Genomic DNA, 15370 nt, shown 5'->3' with positions numbered 1-15370 from the left:
GTCCAGCCGCTGCAGCGACAATTACTTCGCGTGGCCACCCTCCACCGTCGGGATACTGCCCGAGGCTGGGGGTACGCGCCGCTGCCAAACGCCCTCCATCGAAGGTACCCAAGCGCTAGCCAAAGCCTGACCTGGCAGTTCCTATTTCCCTCCCGCCTGGCTCGAACCTGCCCGCAAACGGCGCGGCGGCTGCGCTGGCATGCGTCCGAAACCGGGGTGCAGGCCGCCTTCAAGGTCGCGCTGGAACAGGCGGGGATACACAAGCATGCGTCGGTGCATACCTTGCGACATTCCTTCGCCACCCACCTCTTGGCAGCGGGGACAGACATCCGCACCATCCAGCTGCTACTGGGCCACCGCAATCTGAAAACGACGATGATCTACACCCACGTGGAGCATGCCGCCCGACGAACTGTCAGCCCGTTGGACAGACTCGACATGCTCTAACGAGTCGCGGATACGGACGCCGATGTCCGCTTCGGGTCGACAACCGTCATTCGCGCGGTCGGTCAACACCAATCGCTTGGTCACTGGCAGGCGCTGAACAGCGCCCAGCGCGCCCGCCAGCGGCAACCGGTATGGAAAGTCACCTGTACCGGAATCCGCACAATAGCTAGCAAGAAGCCGTCCGAAACGGGAGCGAAACTCGCCGCGGAGCGCCAGAGCGCTGATAGGCGGCGAAACAACCTCCACAAAGCCATTGCTGTAGGAAAAATCGCAGGCTGTGCGACGGCTTGGTGACATGTTGGTCTCAAGCTCACCGCAACGAGGATTCACCGTGACGATGCCAAATGAAAGGTCGAGGGCGCTTGTCTGGGCCGGCGGCTTCCTGATTGAGCTCGCAAGAGACAAAAGCCTACCTCTCTCCATCAGGCAGCACGCCGTGCAGATCGCACGGCACTTCCCAACCATTGAGCAGGTGTCGTCCATGGCCAATCCTGGTCCTTGGAGCAGCGTTGGGCTCGAGGATCCCGACGCGCACCCGGAGTGGGCCGATGACTGCCGGTTGGGCCCCCTTCGTTACTCCACGAGACTGAGTTGGCCAGAGGACTAATCGTCGACATCCGCGAGAGGCTCCCTCTTCTAAGGCTTTCGCATCGGGTGCTGGGCACTTGACGTGCCCGTCGCCATTGCGAGCTAAGGTCACGCCATGATGGCTGTAATCCTCGACGCATTCGGTACCACACTACTGCCAGCACCTCGGCGACGTAGTGCCTATGATCGGCTCGCCCTGCGGGGGAGCGGCGTCAGTTCCTGTTACGTAAGGAGTCGATCCAGACTGTCGCCACAAAAATGGGGATGGCTTACCTTATCCCTGTGCTGGAAAGAGAGGTGGCTTCGGAGCTGCAGGCCCTGAGCCTCTATCCTGATGTGATGGGAGTTCTAAGCAAGCTCCGGTCCTGAGGAATTCGCGTGGCAATCTGCAGCAACGTTGCGGCTGCCTATGCTCCTGCTGTCAGGAAACTGCTTCCTGGCCTCGACGCCTACGTGTTGAGTTGCTATGTCGGTGCTTGCAAACCTGCCCCGGCCATATACCGCGCTGTCACCGAAGCACTGGCGGTTCAGCCTAAACACGTACTTTTTGTAGGCGACAGTCCACGAGCTGACGTCGAAGGACTGGTCGCGTTTGGAATGAGGGCCGCTTTACTCAATCGGTCCAACGAGGGCCTTGACGAGTTGCTTAGTCGCGAACTTGGATTGTAGCTGTAGACCAGAAAGCTCTGCTGCGCGCCAAGGAGTCGCAGCTTCCATATTATCCGCATTCAACATATCGGATTTTCGTGCGAGTCGATGTTAGAAGACAGAAATGAAAGATATCCGGCGAGCGAAAGACCAAGATCGCTGATTGGTTGGCAGTGTCCCGGATCTCTGTCACAGTCGAAAGATGAGGGGAGGCCCACCGTGCCACTGCATTCCAAGCACACAATCCAGAAGCTGCAAAACGCCTGGATGCCTACGGCCTCTTCGACGGCGACACAGAGATCGCCCGAGTGACGGCCCGGATCAACAACGATGGGTGGTGGGCCAGCATCAATCGCCACCTAGAACGCGACCGCCAACGCGGCGCCCGGTACAGTCGGATGGACAAGGCATTCCGCGCGGTCGAGAGTTGGGCCGCCGCTAACTCCCGCCTGTTGCCGGGCGGAGACGACTTCAGCGGAGCCCGATAGGCCTGCATCGCCGTCTGCCAGAAACATCCATCGAGCGATATCGACAAGCTGTTGCGTTGACCGGTTGAAACCGCCGCCAGGAGCGGTCGTCCTTGGCTTTACCTGGCGCCAATTTGGACGACGTAGTTCGGATCGAACCGAGTGTTCTCTGCCTGCCTAGCGCGGCCGGGATAGCCGCGCGGGTTGCACACGACGCGGCATCGTCCAACCGAGTAGTCGAACGAGTCGTGCGTGTGACCATGAATCCACAGGTCCGCCTGTGAGACGAGATCCTCGAGGCACGATGCGAACGCGCAGGAGAGAATGTCATCTCGGTAGCGCGAGGCTACGGAACCTAGTGAAGGCGCCATGTGGGTGATGACGACGGTCGGGCCGTCGAACGGCATTGCCAGTCGCTTCCGAAGCCAGAACGCGTGTCTGTCGTGCCATTCGGCGGTGTCAGCCGGGTGAAGAGTGCGATCGCCCTGGTTGGTGAGCCGGATCAGGCGGTAGTCATTGATTGCACGGAGCGAGGCCGACATGGCCTCGTGGCGCCGGTCTTCGCCGAAGAGCTCGAAGTCCGTCCACAGGGTGCAGCCCAGAAAGCGTACGCCGCCAATAAAGATCTCTTTTTGCTGCAGATACTCGACCGTCGAAGATGTCGCACAGGCCTCCGCGATACCTCGCTCGACGGCGTCGATACGGTTGCCGTAGCCCTCATGGTTGCCGCTGACATAGAGCGTCGGGATACCCGGGAAAGTGTTATCGGCCCATTGCACGCAGCGCGCGCCACTGTCGATGTCTCCGGCCAGGATCACGACGTCAGGACAACTGACCGCCAAATCGATGCCGACGGGCGTCTCACCCCAGACTTCGCGGTGCAGGTCGGACAGGATCAGCAGGCGCATCATCGGTAGGCTCCAAGGGAGGGCGGCGGCCGAAGTGATCGATCACTGCTCGGTGCGCCCGCACTCAACCCCCGATGTTACCCAGGGTGGAGTGCTCCCAAGCTTTACGAGATGCGAGGCAGTGCAGCAAGCAGCTTAGCGCGCCAATTTCAGGTCCGCTTCGGGTCGGCAGCAGCCCTCCCCTACCCGCGATAACCAGCCCTAATCCCAACCCCTCCTACTCCCGCTTACGGCCGGAAGTGGACATCGCCTTATCGGTTGCCCCTGTTTCACGCTTATGAGGTTGTCGAGCTGCGTGAAAACTTGGGTAAGCGCGAAGGAAGGTTGGTCAACTCGGCCGGGCCTTATCGATTTGCCATGCGCCGACGAACGCGGTGAGAAACGCAAAACCAAGAAATATCCAGCGCCTGTCGTCGTCCGGAAGGGCCCCCACAAGGAACACCTGGAAGATGGCAAGGCCCAGCATCGCTATGCCAAAGCGGTAGCGCCTGACATCGCCAGCTTCATTTGGTGGATGGGCGAGGATGCGTCCGATCCGCGCGATCCGGCTGCCTGTTCGTTCATCCTGTGCCCGGAGGGCCTCGCGAATCTCAAGGCGCTCTCTTTCGCTCAGTCGCCGGTCGCCATCCGGGCGGCTCATCCAACCAACCTGAAGGTCGCCGCTAACTGCTCCGGATCTATCTGGCGCTCGGAGCAGAACTGCGCGTAGAGGTTCCGGAGCAGCCCATCCCGCTCCGCTTGTGAGGTCTGCTTGCCGCGCTCGGCCGCCCACTCGTCAATGAGATCGCGGATCTCGAAGAGAAGCCCCCACTGAATGGTGGGAGCGGACCTGCGTCCTGTCAGCAACCAGTACACGTCTACACCGGCATCAGCGACTTTGGCCAGATATGCCGCATCGGGCCGCGTGCTACCGGCTTCATAGGCCACCTGAGTGGCCTTGCTGACCCCCCCGACCTCGGCAAGAGTCGTCTGGTTCACGCCCAGACGACGCCGCTCGATCCTGAGATGCTCGCCAAAAGGTCGGAAATCTTGTCTTTTTGCTATCATTTGTACATAGTGTAAAGAATTACGGCCACCAGCCCAACCCATGCTCGCGCCACTGCAAACGCTTGACGACATCCGCGAGGCGTTCGAAACGTCTGGCCTAGCTATCTCAGAATGGGCTGATACGCACGGCTTCCGACGAGGAAGCGTCTACGCGGTGTTAGCGGGGCGCACAAAAGGCCGGCGCGGAGAAGCGCATCGAGTTGCCCAGGCGCTGGGCCTCAAGGCCAAAGCGCCTACTGCTGACGTTGAGATGCTGCTGCGAAACCCCAACGAACCGCGGGGTGATGCTCGATCAGCGGGCGCGCAGCCCATACCGAATCGGAGGACGCCCCTATGAGCTGACCAGCCGGGGGCCAGAACGACAAACCCCGGCTAGGGGCCGGGGTCATCGTTGGACTGCGTTGGTAGCGCGTGTCCTGACTGTAACCCCCCGTTCGACTTGACTGCAAGTCCCGCTGATCTAGGGAGGTGCGGTGCTGTCCGATCGACAGCCCCACCCTTGGATCCGTCGCGGGCGACCTCTCATGCAACGAACTTGCCGCTTGTGGCAAAGGGGATCGCTATGTCGTTTTCGCGCACCGATCTGGATGCTTACATCGTCGGCCATGAACTGGCGCAGGATGCCACCGACTACTTGCGCTACGCAGCCGCTGATCTGGCCAGAGACGTAGGAAACAACGGATACACGTGCATCAAAACCGAATACCAGTCACGCAAAATGGGTTTCTCCGTCAACACGGAGAGTCGGACCGGCGAGTTGGCATACGCCATCCATCTGGACTTTGAGCCTGATGTTCTGGCGTTCTACGAACAGCCACCCAAAATTGACTGCTATCGCTCAACCAAGTCAGGAAATCGCAAGCTCACGACCTACACACCAGACGTACTCGTGCTGCACAAGGACGGCCCGTTCGTCGCACAGATCAAACCCAAAGCCGCCCTGGATGCGTTAGTCGCAAAGTCCGCCGACTGGACGCTGGAGGATGGCGTCTATCACGACCTCGCCGCAGAGGAAGGCCTTTCTTCAATCGGTATTCCTCACAAGGTGGTGTCCAGCGATCAACTATGCCGACAGCGCACCTCCAACCTGGCACTGCTGATCCGGTCTCTGGACAAGCCCTGCGCAGATGAGACACTAACTGATGCGTGCCTTTTGCACCTGCGCAAGTCGGGCGTCACTTCACTCGGAACCTTGGCCAAAGCTCTTGGCCTCATCGATCTGACGCCCCTGCTGGGATTGTTGGCACGACGGCGCCTCTTCACCGACCTGTCGAAGTTCGCACTGACTCAGCCTGATGCCTGCTTCATCACAGACGATCCCGATCTTCTTCATGAAGCGATTTATTGCGCCTGGCAGGAGCTGTCTCGGGATTCCAGTCGGCAACTGACAGGACATGCCGGCCGGTTGCATCTACCTTCGACTCGTCACCTCAAGCGAGGTGTAGCCATTGTCGAGGAATTGGACCGCGACGCTGTGTCCAGTCGGAATACGAGGCGGTGGAGAAGAAAGATCAGGGACGGCGAGTTGGCCGGCTTCTCGCCAGTGGTAGCCGTGACTCCGAAGCATCACCTTTCAGGCAACCGAAAGCCAAAACGGCCCGATGTTGTACTGGCCTTCGCCGAAAATGTGATCAGAGCACGTTGGCCGGTCGATCCGCGGCCCACTCCCAGCGCATTGAATCGCATTTATCGAACCGAAGCGGAGGAATTTCATCCCGACTACGCGCCACTGAGTAAACCTTCGTTTCGAAATATTCTCTCTGGGGTCAAGGACGAACTAGCGGGGGCACGCGGCGGCAACCGTGCTGCCAACGCCGCAGATCAGCCCACCGACGTCGCAGATCGCGCACTCCAAGCCAGCAGACCATTTGAGTTGGCGTCTTGCGACCACTATCTGGTCGACCTGTACTGCGAAGTACTTGACGCCAACGACATGACATACGCCATGCAACCGTGGCTCACCGTTCTGCGCGACTGCTATTCCAAGTCCGTGCTTGCCGTATGGCTAACCCTTAAGCCACCAAGCCGTCGCAACTGTGCGCTGATCATTCGCCAATGTTTACGCTTGCACGGGCGACTGCCCGAAACCATTGTGGTGGATCGCGGCGCCGAATTTAGCTCCACATATTTTTCCGGACTGCTGGCGCACTGCAAGGTCAACCTGATGTTCCGACCCTCGGGACATCCACGGTACGGAAGCGAGAGCGAACGCTTCTTTGGTCAGTTCAAGGATCTATGGCTGTCTACCCGATCGGGAAACAAGGTATCTGTCAAGGAGATACGAAGCGTTTCAGGTAGCCATAGGCCGGAAAAGCATGCTTGCCTGACATTGTTGGACCTCTGGGAAGATCTCCTTGAATTCAACGAATGGTTCGACTCCTACGCCACCGAATCCAGCCTTGCGGCGCCTGGCGTTCTGATGCAGCGAGGACTGAGCCAGTACGGCTGCTCAGGGCGCGAGATCGCCTACGACGACACCTTCGTAATTGCCTCGGCGGTAGACGACGGCGCCTACGCGCTAGACCCCCAGCGCGGCCTACATATCGGCGCCTTTCATTATTGGCACCCTAGATTGTCGGAACTGCGAAATCGCCGCACCGCTGAGGTGCGAATTGATCCTGAAGATCCTTACCGGGTCTATGCACTAGTCGAAGAAAGCTGGGTGACGTGCCATGCGCCACGAGGTCCTACCTATGCCACCCAGACACCTCTTGCGCAAGCCGTCGAAGGCGTCGTCATGTTGGACGGAAGCAAATTGCGTGAAATGGCAAAGCTTGATGCCGACCGAAATCTGGTTCACGCCGTTCGCGCACGTCAGTCAAACCCTACCGGATCCTGGGCCTCCACCATGACACCAGCGCCAGCGCCAGCGCCCGATCAATCTTCACCCCCAGAGGACTTCTTCACTCAAGCCGCGTCGAGCGAGCTCAGCAAGCTGGAAACACCACAATGGTGAAGAACGCAGACTGGATCTTAAAGGCAATCGACGCGATCAAGGATCGCAAAGTCGAGCATACAAACTATGTCCACATCCGGAAACGCATCCGTGCTGGGGTCCGCGCCATCTGGCCTGGGGAGCTGATTGTCTTGGTTGGTCCCTCCCGTGTCGGAAAATCTCGGTGCACCAACGATGCACTTTCCGTTCCGAAAATGAATGTGCCGGAGGCTGACGGCAGAATGCGTGTCGTGGTGGTTGAGGCGGAGAACTCAGCCAAGAATGGTGAGTTCTCCACCAAGGCGTTCATGGCCGCCTGCCTCAAGGCAATCCATCACCCCATCTATGGCGTCCAAGCGAAGGATGACGACTGGGGGTTCAAGCACGATCAACTGTTGCATAGAACGTCTGAGGCAACTTTGCGAGCGGCCTTTGAGCGCGCCTTGGAAATGCGGCAGACCGAATACCTAGTTATTGACGAAGCCCATCACGTTCAGTACGCCCCGGGCGGAGACCATGCGGCCACGCGGATACTCGATTCTTGGAAGTGCATGGCGAGCAAGTCCAAAGTCAAGCTAGTGCTCTCCGGGTCCTACAAGCTTCTTCCCCTGCTAGGCTTGGCGCCTCACCTCGTCGGCCGGCAACAGCCTCTCAACTTCGCTCGTTACCAGGCCACTTCTCGCTCCCAGGTGGAGGACTGGGAACAGGTGCTACGTGAGTTCAGCGAACTTCTTCGATTCGAAGGAGCCGAGTCGTTAAGCAGCTGGAATCGCACCTTGTTTGAGGGATCACTGGGCTGCGTTGGGCTGCTGTCACAGTGGATCCGAGCATGCTTGGCTTCAATGCTGAGCGATGGCGCAGAAGTGGTAACGCTAGACAGGCTCAACTCCACTCGGCTTCCCGCGTTGCAGGAGCGTGACCTTCTCAATGAAATTTTGATCGGGGAAGAAGACCTCAAACGGGCCCACGAGCGCCCGGTCCCACCAACCCAAGGCCATGCAGTTGATAGTGCCTCCAGAGCCTCGACCAAGAAGCCGGCCCCCAAGCGACGGCCATTCCAACGGAAGTCGCGGCGCAGCCCTGCGGGCGGTCGAGGCTAGTGCTTGGGCTGCTTCCCCTAAGGATGCTCGGGACGGGAACACAGGACGTCGAGGCATTCCCGTCCTACCTCATACGTCTTGCCTCCAGCCATGGCATCACCACCGGCCATTTGTTACGACTGCTGTTGGCTGACTATAGGGAGCCAGGCATTGATCTGGCAGCAGGGGTCCAGTCCCAACCCTTTGCTGGCCTTGTACGACCGAATGGCACCACATCGGGAATTCTCGAGTGCACCGCGCAACATGTCATCGAGTCCCTCGACATGTTGACTCAGGGGACATTCGTGCACCTCTTGCCCTCGCTTAAACGGTCACCAAGCACTTACGTCCGCACCATTCGGTGGTGCCCTGCCTGCCTGGGTGAGCAGGAGATCGAACAAGGTTCCGCGTATCTGAAGCTCACGTGGTTCCTGGAGGGACTAAAGACCTGTGCCACCCACCGCATACTGCTCCGGGATCGATGCCCAAGTTGCAACCGGCTTGCTCGCCCAGTGAATCGCTGGGCCAGCTTCACAGCTTGCCAGCACTGCGCGGCGCGCCTGGACCGGGTGAGTGTTGATGATGTCATCGAGCCCGACCCCCAGTCTGCGGCGCCGGATCTAGTCAGATTCGTCGCCGACCTGGTTCACAGGAGCTCCCCTTTCCCCGAAGGGGCTGTCAATCGTTACGTCGACAAGCTCTTCAACGAAGCTTGGGCGAGCGAACGAGAACTAGCGTTGTGGGAGAAGCTTCCCCGCGACGACTGCCTCAGGTACGCATCTGCCAGCGAGCCGGTGACCTTGCCGGCCGCACGTCGGATCGCCTATTTGCTGGAAGTGCCGATCTGCGAATTGCTGGAGGGAGAGCCACCTTCCATACGTTCGTTTGGTTTCGCGGCAGAACAGTCCTTGCCACAGCCTATGCTGCCAAGTAAGCGTGGGCCAAAAGTCGATACGAAGGCGATCGAGGAGTACCTACTGGCCACACTGGACGCGGGCGCTCCCACATCTCTCAGACAAGCCGCGCGAAACATCGGAACGACCGTCGGGGCCATGCGCTACCACTTCCCCGGCCTAGTGAACCGCCTTTCTTTGTTCTGTAAGGCGCATCTGGCCGCTGAACTCAACCGCAAGAAGGTTCGCGCTCGGGAGGCCACCTTCAGTGGCATCCACACGTGGCGACTGAGACACACCGAGCCGCTTTCCCGAAAGGGGCTTCTGGCAGACCTGATGAAGGAAACCGGCCTGCCCAAGAACGTGCTGCGGGAAGCAATCCTTCAATGGTGGCTCCCCGCCCTAACGGCTCTTGAGCCCCAGGAACCCTCCCGGACCGCTTATGCTTTCCAGAAATGACAATTTGTCCATCCCGGCCAATCTATGCTTTCCAGCACAGGCAGCGCAGCGAGATGGCCATCGAAAAATGGGCCCACCAGGACTCGAACCTGGAACCAAAGGATTATGAGTCCTCTGCTCTAACCATTGAGCTATGGGCCCGCATCGCGGAGTGCAATTGTAGCCTGCGGAAAAGCGAAGCCCCGCACTTGGCGGGGCTTCGGGTAGTACGGGGACCGAGTTACGTTTTGGCGCGGCTTACTCGATGTCGAGGAAGCTGCGCAGTTGCTCCGAGCGGGTCGGATGACGCAACTTGCGCAACGCCTTGGCCTCGATCTGGCGGATCCGCTCGCGGGTGACATCGAACTGCTTGCCGACTTCCTCGAGGGTGTGGTCGGTGTTCATGTCGATGCCGAAGCGCATGCGCAGCACCTTGGCCTCGCGCGGGGTCAGGCCGGACAGCACGTCACGCACGGTTTCGGTCAGGTTGATGTTGACCGTCGCCTCCACCGGGGACTCCACGTTGGTGTCCTCGATGAAATCACCCAGATGGGAGTCCTCGTCGTCGCCGATCGGGGTCTCCATGGAGATCGGTTCCTTGGCGATCTTCATCACCTTGCGAACCTTGTCCTCGGGCATCTCCATCTCTTTGGCCAACTCTTCCGGCGTCGCCTCGCGGCCGTACTGCTGGAGCATCTGGCGCGAGATCCGGTTGAGCTTGTTGATCGTCTCGATCATGTGCACCGGGATGCGGATGGTGCGTGCCTGGTCGGCAATCGAGCGCGTGATCGCCTGGCGGATCCACCAGGTGGCGTAGGTCGAGAACTTGAAGCCGCGGCGATGCTCGAACTTGTCGACCGCCTTCATCAGGCCGATGTTGCCTTCCTGGATCAGGTCGAGGAACTGCAGCCCGCGGTTGGTGTACTTCTTGGCAATCGAGATCACCAGGCGCAGGTTGGCCTCGACCATCTCGCGCTTGGCCTTGCGGGCCCGGGTCTCGCCATAGGCCATGGTGCGGCTGATGTCGCGCAGGTCGCCCAGTGTCATGCGCATCGCCAGCTCGGTGGCAATGGTGGCCTCCTGCTCGGCGATGATCTGGTCCTTGACGTCACGCAGGCCGGAGGCCCACTTCTGCTTGCGCTTGAGCAGCTCGTCGACCCACTCCAGGTTGGTCTGGTTGCCATCCCAGGAGCGGATGAAGTCCTTGCGCGGCATCTTGGCGACGCGGGTCGACAGGTCCAGGATCCGGCGCTCGTGGCGTTTGATCTCGGCCTGGGTGTCGCGCATGTTCTGCACCAGCGCATCGATCAGCGGCAACGGCAGCTTGAGGGTGACGAACACCTCGGCCATGTCCTCACGCAGCTTGGTCACGGACTTGTGGCTCGGACCGTGCTTGGCGTAGGCCTTCTCGAACTTGGCGTACAGCCCGCTCAGGTACTCGAAGCGACTGGTGACCTCGGCCGGATTCGGGCCGCTCGGGCCGTCATCGGCGACGTCATCATCATCCTCGTCCTCGTCGTCATCTTCGTCGGCATCGTCATCACTGCCCTTTTCGGCCTGCCTGGCCGCTTCCCTTGCTTCCTTGGCGGCCTGCTTTGCGGCCCGCGCATCTTCCCTTGCGGCCCTGGCGTCCAGCTCCTCCTGCCGTTCTTCCGGGCTGATCGACATCGCCTCGCGCGGCGGCGGCGCCACGGTCGGGTCGTTGAGCTGGTCCAGGAAACCAACCAGCAACTCGGCCAGACGCTTCTTGCCCGCCTTGTGCAGCTCGTAATCCTGCAGGATCAACTCGATCGTGCCCGGGAACAGGCCAGCCGAAGCCTGGACCTGGTTCAGGCCATCTTCGATGCGTTTGGCGATCTCGATCTCGCCCTCGCGGGTCAGCAGGTCGACCGTGCCCATCTCGCGCATGTACATGCGCACCGGGTCGGTGGTGCGACCACCTTCGGCGTCGAGGCTGGTCAATGCGGCCGCAGCTTCCTCGGCGGTGCTTTCGTCCACCTCGCGGGCACTGGCGCTGCTGTCGCCGATCGACAGCGTGTCGGCATCGGGTGCAACTTCGTGCACTTCGATGCCCATGCCGTTGATCATCGCGATGACGTCTTCGATCTGCTCTGCATCGACGATATCGTCGGGCAGGTGATCGTTGACCTCCGCGTAGGTCAGGTAGCCTTGTTCCAGGCCCTTGCTGATCAGCGATTTGATATCGGACTGGGGAGCCTGACGTTCGTTTGCCATACGGCTGCGCCACCATGTAATGGGGAGGAAGGAACCTTCTATTATACCAGCGTCTGGCGCCACCGCCTGAAAGCAAGCTGTGGCAGGGGATGGCGCCGGGGATCAGGCCCGAAGGAGGAAGCTGACCGGGCCATCATTGACCAGACCTATCACCATATGGGCACCGAAGCGGCCGGTTTCCACCCCTGCAGGGTGCCGGGCCCGGCAGGTTTGCAGCAATTGGTTGAACACCGGTTCAGCCAGGTCGGGCGCCGCGGCGGTACTGAAGCCCGGCCGCATGCCACTGGAGGTATCCGCGGCCAGGGTGAACTGGCTGACCAGCAACAATCCACCTCCGGTATTGCCCAGGCTCAGGTTCATGCGGCCCTGCTCGTCGGCAAACACCCGGTAGCCAAGCAGCCGCTCCGCCATCCGCGCGACCTGCGCGTCCCCGTCCGCGGGCTCAATACCGACCAGCGCCAGCAAACCCGGGCCGATGGCACCAATCAACTCACCGTCGACATGGACGCTGGCCTGGGTGACGCGCTGGATGAGGGCAAGCATCGGCACACGATACCGACCGTGGCGTGGCTGGGGTAGCTACACTGCTGGCGATGACGAATTTTGTTGCCCACTTGCTGTATCTGATGGTCGCTGCGCTGACCCGGCTGCCGTGGCGGTGGCTGTATCGGCTGGGTGACGCGTTGGCGGCGCGGAGCCTGCGCGCCAACAGCTGCGCAGCGCGGGTGACCGCATGCAACCTGGCCTTGGCCTACCCCGAGTTGCTACCCGGCCAGCGCGACCAACTGCGCCAATCGATCCTGCGCAACACCGCGCGACAGGTGATCGAGACACTGCGGCTGTGGACCCGCCCGCATGCGGAGAACCTCGCCCTGATCAGCGAGACACACGGTGCGGAACACCTGGATGCCGCACTCGCGACCGGCAAGGGCATCATCGTTGCCGCGCCGCATCACGGCAACTGGGAGCTGTTGAACCAGTGGCTCGCCTCGCGCACGCCGCTGGCGATCCTGTACGCGCCGCCGGACTCGGCCATTGGCGAGGCCTTCCTGCAACGGGTGCGCGCCGATGACGGGGCTGCCGCGCGGGTGACCCAGGTCCGCGCCGAAGGGGCGGGAGTGCGCCAGTTGTTCAAGCGACTGGCCAGTGGCGGCGTGGTCGGCATCCTGCCCGACCAGCAGCCCAAGCTGGGCGATGGCGAGTTCGGCCCGTTTTTCGGCATCCCGGCCTTGACCATGACCCTGCTCGGCCGGCTCGCCGCACGCAGCGGCGCCACGGTCGTGGTCGCCTGGTGCGAACGGATCGACGGTGGAACCGGCAACGAGGGGCCGCGGTTCGCCCTGCATATCGTGCCGGCCCCCGCCGCGGTGGCCGACCCCGACCCCAAAGTCAGTGTCACTGCACTCAATGCGGCCATCGAGCGCGTTGCACGACGCGACCCGGCGCAGTACCAATGGACCTACAAACGTTTCTCGCGGCAGCCATCCGGTTGCGGCGAGGAGAATCCGTACTGGCCGGAGTGCTACCGGCGCTAGCGTAGGCCGGCGCCACCACGGCCAACCAGGGGAATCCCGATGCACAGGCACTCACGATGAGCCGCGACCCGGCGACAGACCCGGTTGGACCCGTTGATTCTCCGGATCGACCCGGGCGACCGGACGTGTCCGCGTGGCAGCCATTGCCGCCACGCTCGCGGGCGTTGTTCCTGCTCGGCACGGTGCCCGCGCTCGCCCTGGCGGGATTGGTTACCTTTGCGGTGGCCACCGCCGCCATCGAGCTGTCCCTGGTTGGCGCGATCGCCACCGCGGCACTGGGGGCGGCACTGGGCGGCGGATTCGGCCTGTGGCTCGGCTTGAAGCAATACCGCCACACGTTCTGGCGACTCGATGAAAACGGCTTGGCGCTGCGCCGTGGAAAACTGTGGCAACACGAGACCCGGGTGCCGGCGAGCCGGGTCCAGCACCTGGACATCAAACGCGGCCCGCTGCAACGCCGCCGCCAGCTGGCAACGCTGGTCGTCCACACCGCCGGGACCCGCCACAGCGCGGTGACCGTGCCCAACCTGGACGCGGACGATGCCGAACGGCTGCGTGACCGTCTCGGCCACCAGATCGACGACGGCGACGATGACTGACGCCGAGCCAGGCCACGCCCCGGCGGAGACCTCACTGGACAACGCCGGCGACGTCGAGCACCGGTTGCATCCGATGTCGTGGCTGTTCGTGCTGCTGGCACAACTCAGGCAGTTCATCGTGCCGTTGCTGGCCCTGCTGGTATTCGGCGGCGGCGGCTCCAGGGGCTACGGCGACAGCGCGTGGTGGCCATTGATCGGCGTCGGCGCGCTGGCGCTGGTGTCGCTGTGGCACTACTTCACCTACCGCTACCGCGTCGGTGAGGATGCGTTGGTGGTGCGCAGTGGCCTGCTGGAGCGCAGCGTGCGGGTGATTCCGTTTGTCCGCATCCACAATGTCGCCTTGCAGCAATCATTGCTGCATCGGTTTTTTGGCGTCGCCGAGGTACGGCTTGAATCGGCCGGTGGCACCAAGCCCGAGGCCGAGATGCGGGTGCTCAAGCTCGACGATGCGTTGGCGCTTGAGGCACTGGTGCGCCGCCGTGCCCGCTCCAGCGCCGGCACAATCGCGCCCACCACCACAACGGCCAGCGCCACGTTGCTGGAGCTGCCAATGGGTGAGGTGTTGCGGCTGGGACTGGTGTCCAACCGCGGGCTGATCCTGCTGGCGGCGGCATTCGGCGGTATCGCCCAGTTCAACGGTGAGCTGATGCCACGCGTGTTCGAGCAATGGGGAGAGACGCTGTTTGGCTGGGCCGACGAGCGCCATTTTGGCACTGCCGAGTTTGCACTCGCCGCGGTCAGTCTGGTGGTACTGGTAGTGCTGCTATTGCGGTTGCTGTCGGTCGCCCTGGCGTTGCTGCAGTACTACGGCTTTCGGCTCAGCGAGCAGGATCGCCGGCTGACCGTCGAACGCGGCCTGTTGGGCCGCTGGCGCACCAGCGCGTCGCGCCGCCGGATCCAGGCTGGAACCCTGCACGAGGGGTTGATGCACCGCTGGCTGGGGCGGCAATCGTTGAAGGTCGACACCGCGGTGGCCGAGCAGCAAAACCAGTCGCGTGCGCTGCGCGATATCGCGCCCATTGCCACACCGCGGCAATGCGCCGACCTTATCCGGAATCTGCTGCCGCGCGGGCATTGGGACCAGCTCGACTGGCAGCCGGTGCCGGTGATCAGCTGGTTGCGTCGATGGCTGCCGTCATTGCCGCTGACATTGCTGGTCGCTGCGCTACTGGGATCGGAATTTGGCCGCTGGGGCTTGCTCGCGCTGGCGTGGCTGCCGTGGGCCGCCTTCAAGGCACGGCGGCGAGCGGCGTGGGCCGCCTGGGCGCTGGGCGACGAGCTGGTCGCGGTGCGCGAGGGTTGGCTGGACCGGCACTGGCGGTTTGCCGAGATCGACAAACTGCAGGCACTGCGGTTGTCGCGCAACCCGCTGGACCGCTATTGCGGTACCGCCTCGGTGTGGCTGGACACCGCCGGTGCCGGCGCGACGTCGCTTCCGTTGCGGATCCGGTTCGTGCCCGAAGCGCAGGCGGTGGCGATTTACCAGCGGCTGTCCGGCGAGTTGGCGCATCGACGGCTGCGGTGGTGACTCAGCTGCCGCGCAGGCGCGCC

At 62.0% G+C, this 15370-nt stretch carries 15 protein-coding genes, 1 tRNA gene and 1 pseudogene; 11 read left to right on the top strand and 6 right to left on the bottom strand.

The genetic code is table 11. The features are described 5' to 3' along the window. From ACW7G0_RS12880 to ACW7G0_RS12870, 3 genes are all read left to right on the top strand, one after another. The coding region (locus ACW7G0_RS12880; RefSeq protein WP_456990167.1) for a tyrosine-type recombinase/integrase at nucleotides 1–447 on the top strand (447 nt) is incomplete at its 5' end. Between the two features lie 295 nt (nucleotides 448–742). After that, complete coding sequence (locus tag ACW7G0_RS12875; RefSeq protein ID WP_456990165.1) at nucleotides 743–1054, top strand: BPSL0761 family protein; 312 nt, start codon at nucleotides 743–745, stop codon at nucleotides 1052–1054. 359 nt (nucleotides 1055–1413) lie between these two features. Beyond that, nucleotides 1414–1704, top strand: coding sequence for an HAD family hydrolase (locus tag ACW7G0_RS12870; protein WP_456990163.1), 291 nt, complete (start codon nucleotides 1414–1416; stop codon nucleotides 1702–1704). A gap of 565 nt (nucleotides 1705–2269) precedes the next feature. Here ACW7G0_RS12870 and ACW7G0_RS12865 read toward each other — a convergent pair. From ACW7G0_RS12865 to ACW7G0_RS12855, 3 genes are all read right to left on the bottom strand, one after another. After that, complete coding sequence (locus ACW7G0_RS12865) at nucleotides 2270–3061, bottom strand: metallophosphoesterase family protein (protein ID WP_456990161.1); 792 nt, start codon at nucleotides 3059–3061, stop codon at nucleotides 2270–2272. Between the two features lie 325 nt (nucleotides 3062–3386). Next, nucleotides 3387–3698: a hypothetical protein gene (locus ACW7G0_RS12860; protein ID WP_456990159.1), complete on the bottom strand. Its 312-nt coding sequence runs from the start codon at nucleotides 3696–3698 to the stop codon at nucleotides 3387–3389. Beyond that, nucleotides 3695–4105 carry a helix-turn-helix domain-containing protein gene (locus ACW7G0_RS12855; RefSeq protein ID WP_456990189.1) on the bottom strand — a complete coding sequence of 137 codons (411 nt, stop codon included), beginning with the start codon at nucleotides 4103–4105 and terminating at the stop codon, nucleotides 3695–3697. The genes ACW7G0_RS12860 and ACW7G0_RS12855 overlap by 4 nt, the downstream gene beginning before the upstream one ends. Before the next feature lie 40 nt (nucleotides 4106–4145). On the opposite strand from ACW7G0_RS12855, the gene ACW7G0_RS12850 reads away from it, so the two are divergent. The 5 genes and pseudogenes from ACW7G0_RS12850 (at nucleotide 4146) to ACW7G0_RS12830 (ending at nucleotide 9471) form a co-directional block, all read left to right on the top strand. Beyond that, entirely contained in the window at nucleotides 4146–4442 is a 297-nt protein-coding gene (locus ACW7G0_RS12850; RefSeq protein WP_456990157.1) for a DNA-binding protein, read from the top strand. 225 nt (nucleotides 4443–4667) lie between these two features. After that, the gene (locus tag ACW7G0_RS12845) at nucleotides 4668–7061 is read left to right on the top strand and encodes a TnsA endonuclease N-terminal domain-containing protein (protein ID WP_456990155.1); all 2394 of its coding nucleotides are present in this window, start codon (nucleotides 4668–4670) and stop codon (nucleotides 7059–7061) included. Further along, on the top strand, nucleotides 7055–8140 hold the full coding sequence (locus tag ACW7G0_RS12840; protein WP_456990153.1) for an ATP-binding protein: 1086 nt from the start codon (nucleotides 7055–7057) through the stop codon (nucleotides 8138–8140). The genes ACW7G0_RS12845 and ACW7G0_RS12840 overlap by 7 nt, the downstream gene beginning before the upstream one ends. Before the next feature lie 23 nt (nucleotides 8141–8163). After that, nucleotides 8164–8580: pseudogene (locus ACW7G0_RS12835) on the top strand (TniQ family protein); the annotation flags it as partial. Nucleotides 8581–8631: 51 nt separating this feature from the next. Beyond that, the gene (locus ACW7G0_RS12830) at nucleotides 8632–9471 is read left to right on the top strand and encodes a hypothetical protein (protein WP_456990190.1); all 840 of its coding nucleotides are present in this window, start codon (nucleotides 8632–8634) and stop codon (nucleotides 9469–9471) included. Between the two features lie 68 nt (nucleotides 9472–9539). Here the strand turns inward: ACW7G0_RS12830 and ACW7G0_RS12825 are convergent. The 3 genes from ACW7G0_RS12825 to dtd form a co-directional block, all read right to left on the bottom strand. Next, nucleotides 9540–9612, bottom strand: a tRNA-Ile gene (locus ACW7G0_RS12825). Nucleotides 9613–9708: 96 nt separating this feature from the next. Beyond that, entirely contained in the window at nucleotides 9709–11685 is a 1977-nt protein-coding gene (rpoD, locus tag ACW7G0_RS12820; RefSeq protein ID WP_456990151.1) for an RNA polymerase sigma factor RpoD, read from the bottom strand. A gap of 102 nt (nucleotides 11686–11787) precedes the next feature. Beyond that, entirely contained in the window at nucleotides 11788–12228 is a 441-nt protein-coding gene (gene dtd, locus ACW7G0_RS12815; protein ID WP_456990149.1) for a D-aminoacyl-tRNA deacylase, read from the bottom strand. Nucleotides 12229–12278: 50 nt separating this feature from the next. Between dtd and ACW7G0_RS12810 the strand changes: the two genes are divergently transcribed. From ACW7G0_RS12810 to ACW7G0_RS12800, 3 genes are all read left to right on the top strand, one after another. Next, complete coding sequence (locus tag ACW7G0_RS12810) at nucleotides 12279–13220, top strand: lauroyl acyltransferase (RefSeq protein WP_456990147.1); 942 nt, start codon at nucleotides 12279–12281, stop codon at nucleotides 13218–13220. Between the two features lie 125 nt (nucleotides 13221–13345). After that, entirely contained in the window at nucleotides 13346–13819 is a 474-nt protein-coding gene (locus tag ACW7G0_RS12805) for a PH domain-containing protein (protein ID WP_456990146.1), read from the top strand. Beyond that, entirely contained in the window at nucleotides 13812–15347 is a 1536-nt protein-coding gene (locus ACW7G0_RS12800) for a PH domain-containing protein (protein ID WP_456990144.1), read from the top strand. Before ACW7G0_RS12805 ends, ACW7G0_RS12800 begins: the two co-directional genes overlap by 8 nt. Nucleotides 15348–15370: the final 23 nt, after the last annotated feature.

This window comes from Lysobacter sp. A286 (assembly GCF_054052105.1).
The sequence above is the reverse complement of the archived record's forward strand: the minus strand, read 5'-3'. Positions and strand labels throughout refer to the sequence as shown.

Coding starts and splice junctions, on each gene's coding strand:
- ACW7G0_RS12875 (WP_456990165.1), top strand. CDS start 743: ATGTTGGTCTCAAGCTCACCGCAACGAGGATTCACCGTGACGATGCCA.
- ACW7G0_RS12865 (WP_456990161.1), bottom strand. CDS start 3,061: ATGATGCGCCTGCTGATCCTGTCCGACCTGCACCGCGAAGTCTGGGGT.
- ACW7G0_RS12860 (WP_456990159.1), bottom strand. CDS start 3,698: ATGAGCCGCCCGGATGGCGACCGGCGACTGAGCGAAAGAGAGCGCCTT.
- ACW7G0_RS12855 (WP_456990189.1), bottom strand. CDS start 4,105: ATGATAGCAAAAAGACAAGATTTCCGACCTTTTGGCGAGCATCTCAGG.
- ACW7G0_RS12850 (WP_456990157.1), top strand. CDS start 4,146: ATGCTCGCGCCACTGCAAACGCTTGACGACATCCGCGAGGCGTTCGAA.
- ACW7G0_RS12845 (WP_456990155.1), top strand. CDS start 4,668: ATGTCGTTTTCGCGCACCGATCTGGATGCTTACATCGTCGGCCATGAA.
- ACW7G0_RS12840 (WP_456990153.1), top strand. CDS start 7,055: ATGGTGAAGAACGCAGACTGGATCTTAAAGGCAATCGACGCGATCAAG.
- rpoD (WP_456990151.1), bottom strand. CDS start 11,685: ATGGCAAACGAACGTCAGGCTCCCCAGTCCGATATCAAATCGCTGATC.
- dtd (WP_456990149.1), bottom strand. CDS start 12,228: ATGCTTGCCCTCATCCAGCGCGTCACCCAGGCCAGCGTCCATGTCGAC.
- ACW7G0_RS12810 (WP_456990147.1), top strand. CDS start 12,279: ATGACGAATTTTGTTGCCCACTTGCTGTATCTGATGGTCGCTGCGCTG.
- ACW7G0_RS12800 (WP_456990144.1), top strand. CDS start 13,812: ATGACTGACGCCGAGCCAGGCCACGCCCCGGCGGAGACCTCACTGGAC.